This is a genomic window from Acidisarcina polymorpha, from assembly GCF_003330725.1.
Lineage (GTDB): Bacteria > Acidobacteriota > Terriglobia > Terriglobales > Acidobacteriaceae > Acidisarcina > Acidisarcina polymorpha.
In genome coordinates this window covers 1,665,436-1,685,353 of the sequence record NZ_CP030840.1, presented here as the reverse complement: position 1 = coordinate 1,685,353, position 19,918 = coordinate 1,665,436, and the positions used below count along the sequence as shown (strand labels likewise).

Below are 19,918 nucleotides of genomic sequence, written 5' to 3'. Positions count from 1 at the left end.
TGTGCGAAATCGTCTACTGCCTGAATCGTCCTATACTCGTAACACCCCTGAACCTGGCGGGTTCTAGCTGGAAAGACCTTCGCGCCCGACTGGCCGCTCCGCTTCACATCGGCGGGGGATGGAGTGCTCATAGATTCACGGGATCGAATGACTCAGATCGAGGTTGACCTACCGACACCATCGGCCACAGCCGATCGACCGCTGTTCGTCGATCTCGATGGGACGTTGGTCAAGTCCGATACACTCTTTGACTCCGTCCTGCTGCTTGCGCGTGAGCGGCCAGCGCTGCTTCTCAGCCTTCCGAAGTGGCTTGCCGCCGGCAAGGCATCGCTCAAGGCGCATGTCTCTGAGTCCGTTTCGCTCGACGTTGGACACCTGCCTTATAACCGCGAATTGCTGACCTACCTCCGCCAGCAGCAGGCGGAGGGGCGGCCGCTCTACCTGGCGACCGGAGCAGACACCAGGCTCGCCCATCGCATCGCCAAACATCTGGCCATCTTCAGTGGGGTATTTGCCAGCGACGGTGTTACAAACCTGACGAGTCACAACAAGCTAGAAGGTCTGCGGCGATTTTTACCGGAGGGCGAGTTCGACTACATTGGCAATGCTGTACCCGATTTGCCGCTGCTTCTCAACTCGACTGAGCCCATGGTTGCGAATCCAGACTCTTCGCTGCGGGCTTCTCTCCGCTTGAAGCAAGTGCATGTCGTTCGCGAGTTTCAGGATCGGGCTGCCCCGGTCAAATCGTTTCTGCGAGCTATCCGCCTTCATCAATGGTCTAAGAATGTTCTGCTGTTCGTCCCCTTGCTGCTCTCGCATGCGATCCACGCGAAGGCTTTGGAGCGGACGTCGCTAGCGTTTCTTTGCTTTAGCCTTTGCGCTTCTGCGACCTATATCGTCAATGATTTGCTTGATCTCGACCCGGATCGCCGCCATCCGCGAAAGCGGCATCGGCCTTTCGCCGCCGGCGATCTGTCGGCGTTTACCGGCCTTAGCATCGTTGGCATCTTTCTCGCGGCCGGCTTCTTCAGCGCCTGGTGGCTATCTATCAACTTTCTCGGATGGCTGCTGGGCTATTTCGTTACCACTCTGGCGTATTCATTAGCACTGAAGCGTCTCGTCTTGGTCGATGTGCTGTTGCTCTCCGGTCTGTATACGGTGAGGATGCTGGCTGGCGCCGCCGTCACTGGAACAACAATTTCCCCCTGGCTGGCAGGCTTCTCGCTCTTTCTCTTTCTCAGTCTAGCCATGGTCAAACGCTTCAGCGAGTTACAGAATCTGCGCGCCACCAGCCATGTTCCTGAAAATGGTCGAGGCTATTTACTGCAGGACATCGAACAGATCCGCAGCTTTGGCACCGCCAGCGCTTACGCTTCGGTGGTCGTCTTCACGCTGTATATCAGCGGGCATGACATTGCGTCTCTGTATAGCCATCCCCATCGGATGTGGCTGATCACCCCGCTCCTGATCCTGTGGGTAAGTCGCTTCTGGTTGCTCGCCTCCCGTGGCGAACTGAACGAGGATCCGGTGGTCTTCGCGCTTACCGACCGCACCAGCGTCGTGATTGGCGCCGGAATTGTCGGTGTGGCCTTGTTCTCCCTTTAGCACAAGGCAGTACGACTGACAGCAACGTGTCGACCATTGATGGGTTTTTCGGGAGAAAATTCGCTGAAGCAAAGTACTTCCACTTCCGTCCTGTTCTGCTTGGCTCGAGCCGCTTCACCAGCGTCATCAAATAAGAGAGAATTGAAGTCAGAGAATTGGAAAAAATGTCCGCCAGCAAGCTCCGGCAAAAGAAATCAGCTCCAGCGTTCGAATCCTGGGGACGCTATCCTCGTCTGCCAGCGACCCTCGTGCCGCTCTACTGGATGGAGGAGTTTCCCCCGGCCGATCGCCCCGTCGCCTCGATGTTGCCTGTAGGAATGGGCAGGAGCTACGGGGACGTCTGCCTGCTTGAGAACGGCACACTTCTGCACACCACCACCCTTGACCGCTTCATCGGCTTTGATCCGAAGACTGGATTGCTGCGCTGTGAGGCCGGGGTCACCCTGGCGGAGATCCTCAAGTTTGCTGTTCCCCTCGGCTGGTTTCTACCCGTCACGCCGGGCACCAAGTTCGTCACTGTCGGAGGCGCCATCGCCAACGATATTCATGGCAAGAATCATCATGTCGCCGGCACCTTCGGCCGCCATGTGCCTCGCTTCGAGCTGGTTCGTTCCGATGGCATGCGGCTCGAATGCTCGCCAATACAGAACTCGGATTGGTACGCCGCCACCATTGGCGGCATGGGGCTTACCGGCTTGATCACTTGGGCCGAGGTCCAGCTCCGGCCGATCGTTTCGCGCAAGATTGTCTACCACGGCACTAAGTTTGTGGGCGTAGATGCGTTTCTCGAGCTCTCCCAGGGTGCCAAAAACGCGGAGTACAGTGTTGCCTGGATCGACTGCGTTGCCCAAGGGAAGAATTTCGCCAGAGGCATTTTCATGCGTGGCGATCACTCGCCGGAGCCTTCCATCCTCAAACCATCGCGCGATCCCAGGCTCACGCTGCCGGTCGACTTGCCGTCAGTCTTGCTGAACAAGTACACCGTCGAGGCTTTTAATGCCCTCTACTACCGCAAACAGCTGGGCCGGGAGAAGCGCGCACTGGTAGACTACGAGCCATTCTTCTACCCCCTCGACAGCATCCTTCACTGGAACCGTCTCTACGGCAAAGATGGATTGCTGCAGTTCCAGTGCGTGCTTCCGTTTGAAGATGGCCAGCAAGGGATTCTGCGTATCCTCAAGGCCATCACCAGCTCCGGGCTGGCCTCCTTTCTCGCCGTCATCAAAGTCTTTGGCGACGTCCCTTCCCCGGGCATGATGTCCTTTCCCGCGCCGGGCATCACTCTTGCTCTGGACTTCCCGGTTCGACGGGATGTCAGCTTCGACTTGCTCGAGCGGCTGGCTTACATCACCGTCGAGCACCACGGCAAAATGTATCCTGCCAAGGATGCGTGTATGACCGCACTGCAGTTCCAGTCCTTCTATCCCCAATGGCGAGAATTTGCCCACTACGTCGATCCCGCCTTCAGTTCCAGCTTTTGGCAGCGGGTGAGCGGGGTGGGCGCGATCAACCTGGCCGCTGCGACTTCAACTGCCGGGTTAGGAAACGCCCTTGTATAAACCATACAAGCGCCCCACCGGAATCCTGGTGCTGGGCGCGACCTCCAGCATCGCCATGGCTTTCAGCAGGCTGCTCGCGCGGCCGGATACGCATTTCTTTCTGGTCGCGCGCAATCCGCGCAAGCTCAATTCGGTGGCCAGCGATCTGCTCACTCGCGGAGCGGCCAGCGTCGTCGTCCATGCCATGGATCTGGATGAGACTCCGCTCCATCCCGCCATGCTGAGCGAGGCGGCGGCGAGTCTTGGCAACATCGATCTCGCGCTTATCGCTCACGGAGTGCTCGGCATCCAGGAAGAGGCCCAGGCGCACTACGAAGCGGCCAGCGCCATTCTCACCACGAACTTTCTCTCTCCGGTATCGCTGGTTACCTGGCTCGCCAACTATTTCGAAGGCACCAGGCAGGGGACCCTCGCCGTGATCTCCTCGGTCGCCGGGGACCGAGGCCGCAAGAGCAACTATCTTTACGGAGCATCGAAAGGCGGACTCAACATCTTCCTCAACGGGGTCCGCAATCGCATTGATCGTGCCGGAGTTCAGGTACTCACCATCCGCCCGGGCTTTGTAGCCACGCCGATGACTGCGCATTTGCCCCAGGGACCACTCTTTGCGACTCCCACCGCCGTGGCGCACGGCATCCTGCGAGCCATGCAGACGCGCAGAGACATCGCTTACGTCCCCGGCTTTTGGGCAGCGATCATGTTTGTGATCCGCGCGATTCCTGAAGCCATCTTCAAGAATCTGGATCTGTAAGGAACGCCGCGACGCTTTCTGGAGGACGCTACTGCTGCTGCTGCGCCTGCTGCAGCTGCAAGAGCGGAGCAGCTGGCGGTGGGGGCGGTGCCTGCGCCTTCTCGACCAGCATCGACCAGTCTTCCGGAATCGGAAGGTCCTGGTCGAGCGCCGGTGGCTCTTCGGAGGCGTTGACCCGCACTGCCACATACAGTTCACTGCTGGTGCGTCCGCGATAGGTTCCCTTGGTGGGAGGTACATCGGCATAGTCGCGGCCGATCGCAGTCCGAATATGCCGGTCGGTCGCGACCAGGCAATTGGTGGGATCGAAGCCTACCCATCCAAGATGCGGCAGCAAAGCCTCGATCCATGCATGCGTGGCATCGGAGGTCGATCGGTCATGCATCTGCTTGGTGTGGTGCAAGTAACCACTCACGTACCGGCATGGGATGCCCAGCTGGCGAACCAGCGCGATCATAATATGCGCGAAATCCTGACAGACGCCTTTACCGGACTCGATCGCGACGTCGATGGGCGAATCCACCTTGGTGCTTTTTGGAACATAGTCGAAGTGCTCGTACAGCCGTGAATTCAGCTCGTGGAGCATGGTGAGAGGATCGTCACGGCGCACGATAGCCAGTTTCTTGGCAAAGGCTCGCAGCGGGTCGGTTGGCCGGGCAAATTCGCTCGGCAGCAACATCTCCCAATAGTCCCCTTGCGCCACAATGGCGTCGAGTTCACTCCAGGCGCTCGGGTCCAAATGCTTCGGGATATTCGCCAGGGGCTGTTGCTCGACGAGTGACTCGGCGACAATCACCAATTGCTGGTGTTCCCCAGGAATGTCGAAGTGATGGATGTTATTGCCCAGGTGGTCGCGATAGGAAAATACCCGGCAGCGAGGACTGACCGACAATGAGAAGCTCAAGCAGCGCTGATTGCTGTCGCTGCGCGGGTGCATGCGCATCTCCATTACACTCTCGCTAACTGGCCGGCTATATTGAAACTTCGTCAGGTGCCGTATCGAGTAAAAGAGCATTGAGCGTTTCTCCCGTTCGTGGAATCCAACCAGCGAGTTCTGTGTGACTCTTCCGCGCAACCTGCTCGTGCCGGTTGAAGAGCTTCAGAGGGACAACGGTCTCGCCGCAGTTGATTGGTTACATCGCGAGCGCCGTCTGCACCGAGTAGCGAATGTACACTTCGTAGATAAGTTCGTGAATCTGCAGACATAGGTCTAAAATCCTGCGCAGGTAGATTCCTGCGTCGCGTTCCAGGATCTCGGAAATTTGTCCATAACGTAGAGATGCCTGTAAGCGGCCGGAAAGCCGCATCAGTTCCTCTGCATGATGACCGCGGCTGTCCTGCTGGACGGCGCGCAGCGCATTCACCAGGCTGTCGATACAGAAGCGGATGGAGTGCGGAAAGTCGGCATCGAGCACCAGAAATTCTAGAATCCGATCGTAGGTCAGGTCAGCGGTGTAAACCTTGCAATAGGCTTCAAACGCTGTGCAAGTCCGCAGCAATCCAATCCATTCGAGGTACTCAAAGCCGTCGTGGACTTCCTCCATTGTCGTGAAACTGTCGTGATGGTAAATCTCTAGGAGACGGGCGGTCGATGAGGCGCGTTCGATATACCGGCCAATTTGGATGAATTGCCACCCTTCGCCATGACTTAACGTCGTATCCGTGACGCCTTGAAAGAGGTGGATGCCATCGACTACTGAGGGCAGGAATTCCGACAGCCGAAGCTCGGAACGATCTGAATCGGTCTGCTTCGTTACTTCATGGAAGAGCCGATTCAGCCGCTGCCATTGCTCCGAGCTGATCTCCTCGCGCACCTGCCGGGCATTCTCCCGCGCCAGCACGATGCAGGAGGTCACCGCCGCCGCCTTGGTGTCATCGAAGCAAAGCTGATCGACGAATTCATAAACATCGCCTTTCCATTCGCAACCCTCGGGTTTGCCGATCGTCGCCAGCACTCGCTGCCAGCGGCGCTCCGCGCTGGTGCTCGATTTGTCCAGCATCAGGCCCATGTTGGTGTCGAGCAGGCGCACCGTATTCTCCGCCCGCTCTAGGTAGCGGCTCATCCAGTACAAACTGTCGGCTACGCGTGAAAGCATGATACTTGCAATAACTCCGTTTTCGGGGAGATGCGCTCCATCATCTGGGGTTTCCTAACCAAAACCAGCTGCGCTTCAATAGCTCAAAACCCATGTGTCCTTGCTTCCTCCGCCTTGCGACGAATTCACCACCAGCGAGCCCTTTCGCAGCGCGACCCTGGTCAGCCCTCCGGGAACAATCGTCACCTTGTCGCCAAACAGAATATAAGGCCGAAGATCCACATGCCGAGGCTGGATGCTGCCGTCCTCCTGCAAACAAGGGGCGCGGGAAAAATTGAGCGTCGGCTGGGCAATATAGTTGCGCGGGTTGGCCTCGATATGCCGCTTAAACTCCTCCTGCTGGGCCTTGGAACTATGCGGCCCGATCAACATTCCGTAGCCGCCCGATTCGCCCACTGCCTTCACCACCAGGCTGCCGATATTGTCGAGCACATGACGGCGCTGCACCGGATCGGTCATCAGAAACGTCTCGACATTGTTCAACACCGGATCTTCTCCCAGGTAATACTTGATGATCTGCGGCACATAGGCATAGAGCGCCTTGTCGTCTGCAACCCCGGTCCCGAAAGCATTCGCCAGCGTCACGTTGCCGGCGCGGTAGGCGTTGAACAATCCGGCCACCCCCAGGATCGAGTCGGGGCGAAACGACAATGGATCGATGAAGTCGTCGTCGACCCGGCGATAGATCACATCGACCCGCTTGAGCCCAGCCGTGGTCCGCATATAGACCACGTTGTCGTGAATGACCAGATCGCGGCCTTCCACCAGTTCGATTCCCATCTGCCGGGCAAGATAGGTGTGTTCAAAATATGCCGAGTTGTATACGCCGGGCGTCAGCAGCACGATGGAAGGCTCGGGGCGACCCTCCGGCGCCAGCGACTTCAGCGTACCCAGCAGCGCCTGCGTATAGTGCTCGATCGGCCGGACGCCATAGGAGCGAAAGAGTTGCGGAAACGTCCTCTTCATGATTCGCCGGTTGGTGAGCATGTACGAGACGCCGCTCGGGACCCGCAGATTGTCCTCCAGCACCGCGAATTCGCCGCTCTCGAGGCGCAGCAGGTCGGTGCCGGCGACCGCGATGTAGACGTTGCGCGGAACCTGAAGCCCGCGCATCTGCCGGCGGAAATGCTGACAGCTGTAAACGATCTCCCGAGGAACGAAGCCCTGTTCGAGGATCCTGCCTTCATTGTAGATATCGTGCAGAAACAAATTCAGCGCCGTGATCCGCTGGGTAAGCCCTCTTTCGATATGCTGCCATTCCGCGCTGGTGATCACTCGAGGCAGCAGATCATAGGGAAAGATGCGCTCCGTACCTTCTTCACGGCCGTACACCGTGAAGGTGATTCCCTGGGTCAGGAACGAAACATCGGCGGACCGCTTGCGCCGCTGCAATTCATCCCGTGGAATCGAGGTGAGCGCCTCGAGCAACTCCCGGTATTGTGGGCGAATTTCCCCGTGCTCGCCGAACATCTCATCGAAGGCGTGATCGAGAAAGTATTCCGCTAATGCCGGATTTTCGAGGTGCCCCGAAGGCCTTGCTGTACTCATCGAGTGTCCTGGGCCTCAGTCTCTTCCTAGTTGCTTGTAATTGCGAATCGTTCACTCGGGGTCAGGCATCTCTGCATCGGTATACCCGCTCCCCTCATCTACTAGGTACAAACGATAGGGTAAGAGAGTCTTTTTTGCCTGAGAAAGCGTCAAGCTGGTATGCACTTGGAAGCTCTGCCGCCGCCCCTGTTTTCAGAGTCTCTTATACTGTTGGTCAGGAAAGATCGACTTTCGGTGACTGGTACGAAGCGTACTTCGTTGTAGCACGTACCCGCCGCCGCCAGCAAGAACAACGCGAGATTCTTCGCTCTTCAGCCCCAGACCGACGCGTCAGGTTGTCGCGTTCAAGAGCGCTGAGAAGAGCTTCAGCAGGCCGGATTTTTGTCCCGATGGTAGATGTTGGTCCGGTCATGGCAGTTGGTTAGTTCAGGAGAACGTTTAAGAAATGTGGATTGTCCGCCTTGCCCTGCGACGGCCTTATACCTTCGTCGTATTCGCAATTCTTCTACTCATTCTCGGCCCGCTGTCGATTCTTTCCACGCCAACGGATATCTTCCCGAATATCAATATTCCGGTTGTCAGCATTGTCTGGAACTACACCGGCTTCTCGCCGTCGGACATGTCGAACCGCATTGTCACCATCACCGAACGAACCCTGACGACTACAGTGAACGACATCGAGCACATTGAGTCCCAGTCGCTCAACGGTGTCGCAGTCGTGAAGGTCTATTTTCAGCCGACCGTCCAGATCGCGAATGCGGTGGCCCAGCTTACTGCCGTCTCTCAGACCGCCTTGCGTACCCTTCCCGTTGGCACCACGCCACCACTGATCATCCAGTTCAATGCGTCGAGCGTTCCGATCCTGCAACTTGGTCTCTCCGGTCAGGGACTCTCCGAGCAGCAGCTCAACGATTTTGGCCTGAACTTCATCCGTACTCAACTAGCCACAGTCGAAGGCGCGCAGATCCCTTATCCGTACGGCGGCAAGCAGCGCCAGGTACAGATTGATATCAATCTTCAGGCGCTCCAGGCCAAAGGATTGTCGCCCTCCGATGTAGTCAATGCCGTGTCCGCACAGAACTTGATTCTGCCTGCCGGCACCGCCAAGATTGACCGCTTCGAGTATGAGGTCGAGACGAATAGCGCCCCTACGACCATCACCGGCTTGAACGATTTGCCCATCCGCTCAGTGAATGGGGCGATGATCTACATCCACGATGTCGCTCACGTTCGCGACGGCTTTCCACCGCAGACCAACATCGTCCGCGTCGATGGACAGCGCGCCTCGCTGCTTACCATTCAAAAGACTGGAAGCGCTTCGACGCTCGATATCATCAAGAACATCTTTGCGAAGTTGCCGCTCATCAAGTCGCAGCTTCCGCCGCAGCTGGTCATCACTCCGCTCTCTGACCAATCGATCTTCGTCCGCGGCGCCATCACCGGCGTCGTTCGCGAAGCGATAATCGCCGCCTGCCTGACGGCGATTATGATCCTGGTCTTCCTCGGCAGCTGGCGCAGTACGCTGATCATCGCCGTATCGATTCCACTCTCGATCATTTGCTCGCTGCTGATGCTTCACGCACTCGGGGAAACGATTAACATCATGACGCTTGGCGGCCTGGCGCTGGCTGTCGGCATACTGGTCGATGACGCCACGGTTGAGATCGAGAACATCAACCGAAACCTTGAAGAAGGCAAGGAGATTGAGCAGGCAATTCTAGATGGTGCGGCGCAGATTGCGATCCCCGCTTTCGTCTCGACGCTGTCAATTTGTATCGTCTTCGTGCCGATGTTCTTCTTAACCGGCGTGGCGAAGTATCTCTTCGTCCCGCTGGCTGAGGCGGTCGTCTTCGCCATGCTCGCCTCGTACTTGCTTTCGAGGACCATCGTGCCGACGATGGCCAAGTACCTGCTGAAGGAACACGACAAGAATTCAGAGGCGCTTAAGAAGAACAGCCGCAATCCGCTGGTTCGCGGTCAGCAGCTCTTCGAGCATCTTTTTGAAAGGCTGAGAAACTTCTACCAGACCATTCTCGAACTCTGTATCGAGCATTCCGCGGTCTTCATTGTCCTCTTCTTCGTCTTTTGCATCGGATCGTTTGCGCTGCTCTACCCCTGGCTCGGGCAGGATTTTTTCCCCTCGAGCGACAGCGGCCAATTCAAGCTTCACGTCCGCGCCCGGACGGGGACCCGTATTGAAGAGACCGCCCGGCTTTGCGATGAGGTCGATGACGCGATCCGCGAGGAGATCCCTAAGGCTGAACTGCACACCATCATCGACAACATCGGCTTACCTTATAGCGGTCTGAATTTGTCGTACAGCAACTCCGCTCCGGTGGGGCCGGCCGACGCCGACATCCAAGTCTCGCTTGAGGAGAAGCATCACCCCACGGACGATTATGTGCAGTCGCTGCGTGCCAGTCTGCCTAAGCGTTTCCCGGGCGTGACCTTTTACACGTTGCCCGTAGATATCGTGACTCAGATCCTTAACTTTGGTTTACCCGCGCCGCTCGACATCCAGGTCATCGGCACCCAGCAGCAGATGTACGCCGATCGCGAGCTGGCCGAGCGGATGATGAACGAGATCAAGTACATTCCCGGGGCCACTGACCTTCGCATCCAGCAGCCCTTCGACAATCCCAGATTTGATGTAAACGTCGACCGCACCAAGTCACAGCAGATTGGCCTGCAACAACGGGACATTACCAACAGCCTGCTGGTGGCCACCAGCGGCAGCTACCAAACCACGCCAACCTATTGGCTGAACCCGGCCAACGGCGTGAGCTACAACATCGCCGTGCAGTCGCCGCAGTACAACCTTGATTCTCTTCAAGACTTGAACAACATACCGCTCACCGCCGGCAGCGGAGCTGGCGCAGTCGGAGGAGGACTCAACGCACCCTCCCCATATCAGCGTGGCGGCACCCCTGTCCAAATCCTCGGCAACGTCTCCTCCTTCGTGCGGGGGCAGGACCTCGGCACGGTCAGCCATTTCAATATCGCTCCGGTGATCGATATTTACGGCAATGTCGTCAACAACGATCTTGCCAGCGTTGATAAGAGGCTGGAGGACATCGTCGACCGCTACCGGAAGCAACTGCCGCGCGGCTCCCAGCTTGTCGTGCGTGGACAGGTCCAGACGATGAAAACCTCTTTCATCGGATTGATGGCCGGCCTCGCGTTTTCGATCTTGCTCGTTTATCTGCTGATCGTCATCAACTTCCAGTCTTGGCTCGATCCCTTCATCATCATCTCCGCTCTTCCCTCGGCGTTGGCGGGGATCGTGTGGATGCTCTTCATCACCCACACCCACATCAGTGTTCCCGCTCTCACCGGCTCGATCATGTGCATGGGCGTCGCAACGGCAAACTCGATTCTGGTGGTGAGCTTCGCTCGCGAGCAACTGGAAGTCAACGTAGGCGATGCCCGGCAATCTGCGTTAGATTCGGGCTTCACTCGCTTTCGCCCGGTCATCATGACCGCACTTGCGATGATCATCGGCATGGTTCCGATGGCCCTCGGCCTGGGGGACGGCGGTGAGCAAAACGCGCCTTTGGGACGCGCAGTCATCGGTGGCCTGCTCTTTGCTACCGTCTCGACGTTGCTCTTTGTTCCAACCTTCTTCAGCGTGCTGCATGGACGCATCGAAAAGAAACGCCGGGAAAGGGAAGCCAGAGATCCCGAGCCGCAGATTGACAAGTATGAGCCAACCGTTGGAGACATCGAATAATATGAGCCAGCCCCAGCAACCGCGCCCGGCAGAGAATCCAACTCCGCAAGAGCAGCCCAAGTCGCGCCGCCCCAAAGCGCTTTCCGCCGGACGCGCCATCGTGCTGCTGGTGGTTCTTGTCGTCCTTGCAGGGCTACTTGCGGGCTCCGGCATCATCACCCGCATCCATGCCCGAACCAACGTCGCTGACAATACCAATGCTCTCGCTGCCCCCTCGGTCATCGTCAATCCGCCCACTCAAGGCCAGCCTCAACAGGAGGTCGTCCTGCCCGGGAATCTGGAGGCCTACACCGACTCCCCAATTTATGCCCGTACCAACGGTTATCTAAAAAAGTGGTATTTCGATATTGGCGCACACGTCCGCAAGGGGCAGCTGCTCGCCGACATCGAGTCGCCTGAGATCGACCAGCAACTCGCTCAGGCCCAGGCTGATCTGGCTACCGCCCAAACCAATGCCGGAAATGCACAGACCCAGTCCACCCGGTATCAAGACTTGTTGAAGACCGATTCCGTATCCAAGCTGGATACCGACAACTTCACTACCCAGGCCAACGCCGCAAGTACCACCGTAAAGTCGGCCCTGGCCAACGTTCAGCGGTTGCAGCAGCTGGTCGGCTTTGAGAAAGTCTTTGCGCCCTTCGATGGGGTGGTCACTGCTAGGAATACGGACATTGGTCAATTGATCAATGCTGGAGCGGGCACCGGAACACCGTTAACCGAGCTTTTTCATCTCGCCGCCTCCCAGACCCTGCGCCTCTATGTCAACGTCCCTCAGATCTACTCTCAGAATTTAAAACCTGGGATGACCGCCGACCTCACCTTCAATGAATTTCCTGGCAGGAAGTTCGTCGGGCGGCTGGTTCGCACTTCGCGCCAGATCGACCCCACGTCGCGAACGTTGCTGGTCGAGTTCGACGTCAATAATCGCACCGGCGAACTCTTTCCCGGCGCTTATACCGAAGTTCACTTCAAAACCAATAGCAATGCGCCGTCCTTTATCGTCCCGGTCTCCGCGCTCATGTTTCGCTCCGAGGGCCTTCGCGTAGCGGTGGTCGCCGAAGACAATAAAGCGAAGCTGGTTCCCGTTATCCTAGGGCGCGACGATGGCGCCACCGTACAAGTCATCCACGGCCTTGCCGCCGATTCCCGAGTGATTCAGGACCCTCCCGACTCCCTCATCGACGGAGAAAACGTTCAGATCGTCAAGCCCGCTAATCCATCCGGCGGCGGTGCAGGAGCGGGTGGAGGACAATCCGCCGGCGCCCAGGGTGGAAAGAAATGACACGAGCGAATGGCAGAATCGTCGCGTTCCGGTCCGCGACCGAGCGCGGTATCCTGATGGCGCTGGCTTCGGCTAGCCTGCTGCTGGCTGGGTGTACTGTAGGCCCGAACTATAAACGTCCCGACGCTCCCGTCCCTCCAGCCTACAAAGAGAACGGCGGCACGACCGCTACCGTTCCGCCGCCGAACGGCACCTGGAAGCAGGCGGAACCAGCTGACAATGTGATTCGCGGCAAGTGGTGGGAGCTCTACGGGGATCCGCAGCTGAATGCGCTGGAAGAGAAGGTTGCAGTCTCCAACCAAACGCTGAAGGCGGCAACCGAGCAGTATCTCTCGGCCCGTGAGAAGGTGCAGGTCAGCCGCGCCAGTTATTATCCGAGCTTGACCGTCGGTCCCTCGGCCAGCCGCGAGCGCCAGTCGCAAAATCGTCCGCTCCATGTGCCCGGATCGAAGTCGACTTACAGTGACCTGGTTGCCAGCGGACAGGCCTCCTGGGAACCCGATCTTTGGGGGAACATCCGCCGTAACGTCGAGGCATCGCGCTCGAATGCCCAGGCCACGGCTGCTGATCTGGCCAACGTCGATCTCAGCATTCGCGCCGAACTGGCCAGCGATTACTTTGAACTTCGTGGCCTCGATACCGACCTTCAACTCCTGAACGATACGGTCACTGCCTTTCAACAGTCGTATGAGCTGACCATGAATCGCTTCAAAGGGGGAATCGCGACGGAGTCGGATGTGGCCCTGGCGCAGACCCAGTTGCAGTCCACGGTGGCCCAGAGCATCGATCTCGGAGTGGCTCGCGCCCAGTTTGAACACGCGATCGCCACCCTCATCGGAGTTCCCGCGTCCAGCTTCGGTCTTCCGCCGCAACCCCTGAATCTCAATCTGCCGCAGCTCCCTACCGGAGTTCCCTCAGCGCTACTCGAGCGCCGCCCCGACATCTCTGGAGCAGAGCGCCGCGCCCAGGCTGCCAATGCTCAAATCGGCATTGCTATCGCTGCCTTTTACCCCAATGTCACGCTCTCTGGAAGCGGCGGATTCGAAAGCCAGAATGTTACCACCTGGTTTCAAGGTCCGAGTTCGTTGTGGGCCATCGGAGGGTCCGCCGCTGAGTTGCTCTTCGACGGCGGCCGCCGCCGCGCCTTGACCGAAGAGGCCCGGCACAACTATGAGCAGACCGCAGACAACTATAGAGAAAGCGTCTTAAACGCCTTCCAGGAAGTGGAAGACAATCTTGCTGCCTTAAAGATTTACCAGCAGGAAGCGGTTAGCCAGCAGCAGGCTGTGCTGTCCGCGCGCCGTTCTACCCAGATCTCGACCAATCGCTATAAAGGCGGCACCACGGCGTATCTTGAAGTTCTGACCGCGCAAACGGCGCAACTCGCCAACGAAAGAACCGCAGCGGATCTTACCACTCGTCAATTCGCCGCGAGCGTCCAACTCATTCGCGCCGTCGGCGGAGGCTGGGACACCTCGCAGCTTCCCAAGTTCTAAGGAAACCGGTCGCATCTTTTGCTTTCGAGAGATGTGACCGGTCCAGTCGATCCATCAGGCCTTGGTCGATCAGTGCTTGGCCGGAATCAACAACTCCGCGCCCGGCATGACCTTGTAAGTCTCCGAGAAGTTCCTCTGGTTGACCCCCAGGCTTAGCCGTCCGCGGGAGTCGATGTAGAACAATGGAGCGCCCACCTGCACATCGCTGAACGTCTTGACGAACGGGAAGCGGTATTCCTTCCCGTCCAAGGCGACCGGCACCGTCTCGCCGATGGCGTAACCCATTTTTGCGAAGGTGTCGGCGGGAATGTTCAGCACGAGGTTGCCGAAGGGGCCATCCAGCCCGAGAACTTTGCCATGCAGACCGTTGGCATCGATCACTGCCGAGTGAACTTGCAGCCGTACCAGCTTCGTGACATCGATCGCGGGCCCAGCCTCGGTCCAGTTGTCGCCGCGAGCCAGATGCGCGCCTGCCGGGGAGAAAATATCCCGGCCATGGAAGGTCGAGGAGATCCCCGCGCCAATCATCCATTTCGGATTCGTAATCTCCCGGGCCGCCAGAATGCCATCGCGATCGGTCAGAAGAGTCAGCAATCCGTTGTCTGGAAGCACAAAAAACTGGCCAACCCCCGACTCCGCGATGATCGCCTTGCGGTTGCTTCCCACCCCTGGATCCACGACCACCACGAAGACCGCGTTTTTCGCGAAGTATGGTGCCGATCCAGCGAGGAATCTGGCTCCTTCTTCAATATCGAAGGGCGTCACTTGATGGGTGATGTCGTTAATCTTCACCCCCGGGGCGACCCCCTCCATCACCGCCTTGCAGATGCCGACTGCATCATCCTTGACATCGAAATCGGTCATGAACCCGATGGTACGCAACGGCGGCGAAGCCGAAGTCGGCGGAGCAGTAGTCGCTGCCGAACCAGCGGGCGCCGGAGCGGGCATCGAACTTTGCGCCGGCGACATCACTGACGAGGCAAGAAACAGGACAAGAAAAAAATAACTTCGGCCAGACAAGCAGCTCACGTGGTACATCCTCCCGTGAAATCATCCATTGCGTAGTCAGTATTTGGATATAACTGTACCAGCCGTCATTTCCAAGATGAGTCTCAATCCTGACTTTGTTTCTGCCGCGAGCACACCGGCACTCGAATCCCTCGGCAAACTCGGCCTTCCCGCGCCCATCCGCGAACTGGCCGCTCGACCCTGGGACGCAATCATTGTCGGCGCAGGTCATAACGGCCTCGCCTGTGCTGCATATCTGGCTCGGGCCGGGAAGCGCGTACTCGTGCTCGAAGCCCGCGAACGCGTGGGCGGCGCCTGCACCATCGAGGAGCCGTTTCCCGGGGTTCGTATGTCGCCCTGCGCCTACCTCGCCGGGCTGTTACATCCGTTAGTGATCGAAGAACTTGGCTTGGTCGAGCGCGGCTTTACCTGGACACCGGCGATCAATGGCCTCTTCGTCCCGTTCCTCGATGGCAGCAGCATTCAACTCTGGGACGACGATGCGAAATGCGAGGATGAAGTCCGCCGCTTCGCCCCCGGTGACGTCGCAGGCTGGAAGGCCATGAACGCCGTGCTCACCCGGCTTCGCGACAAACTCCGGCCGCCCGGCAAGGATGATCTTTGGATCGGCGCTGCGCCGACTCGAGAACAAATTGAGAGCCGTCTCGGCAGCGACGAAGAAGCTCGCGCGCTGCTTTTCGAATGGTCGATGGCCGAGTTCGTCGAGCGCTATCTGAGCGACGAACGCTTGCAGATGGCGTATCTAGGACAAGGCGTCATCGGCACCAACGCCAGCCCCTTTGATCCCGGAACTGCCTCAATCCGTTTCCACCATGCCTCGGGCCGTCTCGGCGGCATTCCCGGCATGTGGGGCTACGTCAAGGGAGGCATGGGCATGGTGTCGTTTTATCTCTGCGACGCAGCACGTGAGGCCGGAGCGGTCATCGCTTCCGGCGTTCCCGTCGCTAGAATTCTTCCCGGAGAAGGAGTCATGCTGGAAGGCGGCGAGCGTATTTCAGCGCCTGTGATCATCTCGAATGCTGATCCGCGCGCCACCTCCGCGCTACTCGCGGACGACATCGATCCCAGCTGGCAAGCGCAAGTAGATTCGGTTCCTATCGAGGGTTGCACCGTCAAGCTGAACGTTCTGCTTGCGGAACTTCCAAACTTTGCCGCTCGTCCCGGTCTCGACCAGCCCCATCATTACGGGCAAATCAACGCGCCCTTGAGACGGTCCGAGTGGAAGACCGGGTACGCGACCGCCCGCGCCGGTGAAGTCGCCGAGGCGCTCTGGTGCGAGCTCTATTTCCAAAGCGCGCACGACCGGAGCGTCGTTCCCAGCGGACAGCACACCATGAGCGTCTTCGCGCAATATGTGCCTTACCGGTTCAAGCAGGGGAGCTGGGAAGACCACCGCGATTTGGTGCGGCAACGGGTCTTCGACTCACTCGCCCGTTTCTGCACCAACATTCCCGCCGCCGTGCTCGATGCGCAAGTGCTCGGGCCCCCGGATATCGAAAAGAAAGTAGGCCTCACTGGCGGCCACATCTTTCAAGGCGAATGCCTCCCGCCCTACATGTGGTCCAACCGCCTTTCGCCGCGAACCTCCATGCCCGGCGTCTATCTCTGCGGAGCATGCACCCATCCGGGAGGCAGCGTTATCGCCATCAACGGCCGCAATGCCGCAATGGCGGTACTTGAAGACGCGAGCAGCATTCCCTCCCGAACCGGGTGCGTACCCATCCGCCTGGGAGCCTGATATGCCCGTTTTAACATAGGATTCCTCTCAGACGCTGCACCAGAGATGTAGACTGCCATCTTCGAGAGCGAATATCCTGGTGAGCTGCTTATCCAGTCATGACAACAAACGAAATTTGAACCACAAGGTACCCCTAGAGGTGCCTACTTTGAGGAAAGATGAACCAGGAACTTTGGACCGCAGTCGACCAATACTTCACCGAGAGCCTCTGTCCGCCCGATCCAGTTCTCATTCAGGCACAACAAGCGAACAAGGCAGCCGGACTTCCCGCTATTGATGTCGCTCCCAATCAAGGCAAGCTCCTCCATCTTTTGGCCCGAATTCGGGGCGCGCAACGCATCCTTGAGATTGGCACGCTGGGAGGATACAGCACGATTTGGCTCGCGCGTGCGCTTCCGCCTCACGGCATGCTTATAACCCTGGAGGCCGATCCGAAGCACGCCGCCGTGGCCACCGCGAATATTGAGCGCGCCGGATTATCATCGATCGTCGATCTACGGTTGGGGCCGGCGCTCGATTCGCTTGCCGTCCTGGCGCGAGAGAAACAGGCCCCATTTGACTTCATCTTCCTCGATGCCGACAAGCCCAATAATCCGAACTACCTGGACTGGGCGGTCCACTTCTCCCGGCCCGGGACAATCATCGTGGGAGACAACGTCGTTCGCGATGGCGCAATTATCGATCCGAATGATCAAGATCCCAGTGTCCAGGGAAGCCGCAAGTTGCTTGACAAGATCGGGGCCGATCCGCGCCTCGACGCGACCGCGCTGCAGACCGTCGGCAGCAAGGGCTATGACGGCTTCGTCTTGGCCCTCGTGAAGTAAACCTGCAGCATCAGTTGCTGGTCCGCTCCAGCCGGAAGGCTGCTGCCTGGAAGTCGCCCACTAAATCCGGATCGAAGCCATGCGACATCCAGTAGGCGCCGCTGGCTGTCTCCGGCGTCTCTTTGGTAGCTTTGCCGGCGATCGGGGTCATCTTGTAATTTGCGTTTTTCTCCAATCCACGCAGGAAGACACGCGGATAGTGGAAACCCATGGTGCTCGAGTGCAGGAATGTGAAGACTACTGCCTGATGCCCGTCTTCGGCGACCGACTCGGTGACCGATTGCTCGCTGCCATCGCGCGGCGAGACCAGCCGGTAGAGCGCGCCATGCTGCACCGTCTCGCGGATCTGCTTATAGGCCTCGATCATGCTTTTGGCCTCGGCAAAGTCTTCCGGCTGCCAATGATTGAGGTTGGCCCCTAACCCCAGCGAGCCTTGCATCGAGGAGAGGAAGCGGTATTCCAGGCTGGTGGTGCGATGGTTCAGCCAGTGAGGAGAGTCCGTCACCCAGGCCATCATCACCCCGGGCGTGTACGCGTAGCTGAAGCCATCCTGGATACTCAGCCGATCGAAGGGATCGGTGTTGTCCGACGTCCAAACCTCGTCGGTATGGTGAATGAGTCCCAAGTCGATGCGGCCTCCGCCACCGGAGCAATCTTCGATCTCGACCTTCGGATGTTTCTCTCGCAGCTCCGCCAGGATCGAATAGAGATTCTCGGTGTATTTGACCCAGACCTGCTTTTGCTCGTCGGGCGAGACGGCGGGCCAGCCCGGCTCGGACCAGTTACGGTTGTAGTCCCACTTCAGAAAAGCGATATCGTTTTCGTTCAAAAGCTTGTCAAGAAAGCCATAGACGTAAGCTCGGACATCGGGCCGCGCCAGGTTCAAGACCAGCTGATTACGACCCTCGGTTCGCGGACGGCCGGTGAAGTTCAACACCCAATCGGGATGCGCTCGATAAAGATCGCTATTCGGGTTGACCATCTCCGGCTCGACCCACAGGCCGAAGTCCATCCCTAGCGAATGCACCTTGTCGATCAGCGGCTTCAGCCCATGCGGGAACTTCTGCGGGTTGACATACCAATCCCCCAATCCGGCGTGATCGTCGGCGCGCTGGCCGAACCAGCCGTCATCCATGACAAAGCGTTCGATGCCGATTGACGCTGCCTTCTCGGCCAATGCCGCTTGCCCGGGTTCATCGACCTTGAACTCGGTGGCTTCCCAGGAGTTGTACAAAACTGGCCGCGGCTTCGGGTTTGGCCGCTCCGGCAAGATCTCCGTGATCTCAAATCGATGCAGCAAACGCGAAGCCCCGCCCACGCCGTGATGAGAGTAGCCGCCATAGAAGATCGGCGTTTTCAAGCTCTCGCCGGGGGCGAGGCGATAACCGAAGTCAAAGGGATTGAAGCCGCCGGTGACGCGTACCTGCTGTAGTTGGTCCTGCTCAACCGTAATCCGCCAGGAACCGCTCCAGGCCAGAGCACCGAACCACACATCGCCGGTGTCCTCATCCCCGGTGGGGCCTTGCTCAACCGCAAACCACGGATTGTTCTGGTGCCCGGTCGATCCCCGCCGGCTCTCCAACACCCGCTGGCCAGGCCGGACCGCTTCATGCTGCAAGGAAGTTTCCGAACCCCACCGTCCGGTCAGGTAGTAGAGCGAGTAGTCCGTTCCATGCGGCAGCGTCCACGTCGCGGCCGAGGCAGACTCGACCGTGAGCGGGTCTTTGGTCTTGTTCTGGATCACCGCCGATCGGCCGATAATTCCGCTGGCAGGATCGACCTCATAGCGAAGCTCCACAAACACGTCGCGTGAGATGTCCTTCAACGTCACCGTCAGCGATGAACCGTCAATATGGTGGGAGACATAGTGCAGCACCAGATCGCGATTTCCGTCGGGAAAGGTGATCTTGAGGGCAGGCTCGACATACAGGCCGGCGCCCCAACCGGCAAATTCCTGCGGGCTCACACTTGAGGAGAGATCGAAGGCAGCAACTTCATGCGAGCTGTGTGCCGGCGGCAGAACGTCGCTCGCTCCAAGGCGTCCACCCCAATAAAGTGGCTGCAGCTCGCCACGCTCATTCACGCCGAAGGCATAGGAGATATCGGCCGCGTCAATGCGAAAAACCTTTGCGTTCTGATCAAACGTGATTGAAGGAGCAGAGCCGACTTGTGCTTGCGCGAACACCTGACAGCCAAACGTCAGAGTCAACAAAGGTAAACCCAGAAATCTCAATCGCACACCGAACATGCAAGCCTCTCC

At 58.5% G+C, this 19,918-nt stretch carries 13 protein-coding genes; 8 read left to right on the top strand and 5 right to left on the bottom strand.

The features are described from left to right. Positions 1 to 147: 147 nt before the first annotated feature. From ACPOL_RS07350 to ACPOL_RS07340, 3 genes are all read left to right on the top strand, one after another. Positions 148 to 1,605 (top strand): UbiA family prenyltransferase, encoded by a 1,458-nt coding sequence (locus ACPOL_RS07350; RefSeq protein ID WP_114206478.1) that lies wholly within the window; start codon positions 148 to 150, stop codon positions 1,603 to 1,605. 164 nt (positions 1,606 to 1,769) lie between these two features. Then, positions 1,770 to 3,164, top strand: coding sequence for an FAD-binding oxidoreductase (locus ACPOL_RS07345; RefSeq protein WP_114206477.1), 1,395 nt, complete (start codon positions 1,770 to 1,772; stop codon positions 3,162 to 3,164). Continuing rightward, a complete protein-coding gene (locus ACPOL_RS07340) occupies positions 3,157 to 3,915 on the top strand; it encodes an SDR family oxidoreductase (RefSeq protein WP_236657303.1) in 759 nt (252 codons plus the stop codon). The genes ACPOL_RS07345 and ACPOL_RS07340 overlap by 8 nt, the downstream gene beginning before the upstream one ends. Positions 3,916 to 3,943: 28 nt before the next feature. Here ACPOL_RS07340 and ACPOL_RS07335 read toward each other — a convergent pair whose 3' ends face one another. The 3 genes from ACPOL_RS07335 to ACPOL_RS07325 all read right to left on the bottom strand — a co-directional run bounded on the left by ACPOL_RS07335 (position 3,944) and on the right by ACPOL_RS07325 (position 7,559). Continuing rightward, a complete protein-coding gene (locus ACPOL_RS07335; protein ID WP_114206476.1) occupies positions 3,944 to 4,930 on the bottom strand; it encodes a transglutaminase family protein in 987 nt (328 codons plus the stop codon). 118 nt (positions 4,931 to 5,048) lie between these two features. Further along, entirely contained in the window at positions 5,049 to 6,011 is a 963-nt protein-coding gene (locus tag ACPOL_RS07330) for an alpha-E domain-containing protein (protein ID WP_114206475.1), read from the bottom strand. A gap of 75 nt (positions 6,012 to 6,086) precedes the next feature. Continuing rightward, entirely contained in the window at positions 6,087 to 7,559 is a 1,473-nt protein-coding gene (locus ACPOL_RS07325; protein ID WP_114206474.1) for a circularly permuted type 2 ATP-grasp protein, read from the bottom strand. 445 nt (positions 7,560 to 8,004) lie between these two features. On the opposite strand from ACPOL_RS07325, the gene ACPOL_RS07320 reads away from it, so the two are divergent. The 3 genes from ACPOL_RS07320 to ACPOL_RS07310 are packed head-to-tail and all read left to right on the top strand — an operon-like array spanning position 8,005 to position 14,067. Then, the gene (locus ACPOL_RS07320; RefSeq protein ID WP_114206473.1) at positions 8,005 to 11,289 is read left to right on the top strand and encodes an efflux RND transporter permease subunit; all 3,285 of its coding nucleotides are present in this window, start codon (positions 8,005 to 8,007) and stop codon (positions 11,287 to 11,289) included. A gap of 1 nt (position 11,290) precedes the next feature. Next, positions 11,291 to 12,571, top strand: a complete 1,281-nt coding sequence (locus ACPOL_RS07315) for an efflux RND transporter periplasmic adaptor subunit (RefSeq protein ID WP_114206472.1) — start codon at positions 11,291 to 11,293, stop codon at positions 12,569 to 12,571. After that, on the top strand, positions 12,568 to 14,067 hold the full coding sequence (locus ACPOL_RS07310) for an efflux transporter outer membrane subunit (protein WP_236657302.1): 1,500 nt from the start codon (positions 12,568 to 12,570) through the stop codon (positions 14,065 to 14,067). The genes ACPOL_RS07315 and ACPOL_RS07310 overlap by 4 nt, the downstream gene beginning before the upstream one ends. Before the next feature lie 69 nt (positions 14,068 to 14,136). Here the strand turns inward: ACPOL_RS07310 and ACPOL_RS07305 are convergent, their stop codons facing one another. Then, positions 14,137 to 15,096 (bottom strand): SAM hydrolase/SAM-dependent halogenase family protein, encoded by a 960-nt coding sequence (locus ACPOL_RS07305; protein WP_236657301.1) that lies wholly within the window; start codon positions 15,094 to 15,096, stop codon positions 14,137 to 14,139. Positions 15,097 to 15,139: 43 nt separating this feature from the next. On the opposite strand from ACPOL_RS07305, the gene ACPOL_RS07300 reads away from it, so the two are divergent. Both ACPOL_RS07300 and ACPOL_RS07295 read left to right on the top strand, forming a co-directional pair. After that, on the top strand, positions 15,140 to 16,834 hold the full coding sequence (locus ACPOL_RS07300; RefSeq protein WP_236657300.1) for a phytoene desaturase family protein: 1,695 nt from the start codon (positions 15,140 to 15,142) through the stop codon (positions 16,832 to 16,834). 158 nt (positions 16,835 to 16,992) lie between these two features. Beyond that, positions 16,993 to 17,658 (top strand): O-methyltransferase, encoded by a 666-nt coding sequence (locus ACPOL_RS07295; protein ID WP_114206470.1) that lies wholly within the window; start codon positions 16,993 to 16,995, stop codon positions 17,656 to 17,658. Between the two features lie 10 nt (positions 17,659 to 17,668). Here ACPOL_RS07295 and ACPOL_RS07290 read toward each other — a convergent pair whose 3' ends face one another. Beyond that, positions 17,669 to 19,906: an alpha-galactosidase gene (locus ACPOL_RS07290; RefSeq protein ID WP_114206469.1), complete on the bottom strand. Its 2,238-nt coding sequence runs from the start codon at positions 19,904 to 19,906 to the stop codon at positions 17,669 to 17,671. Between the last annotated feature and the right edge of the window lie 12 nt (positions 19,907 to 19,918).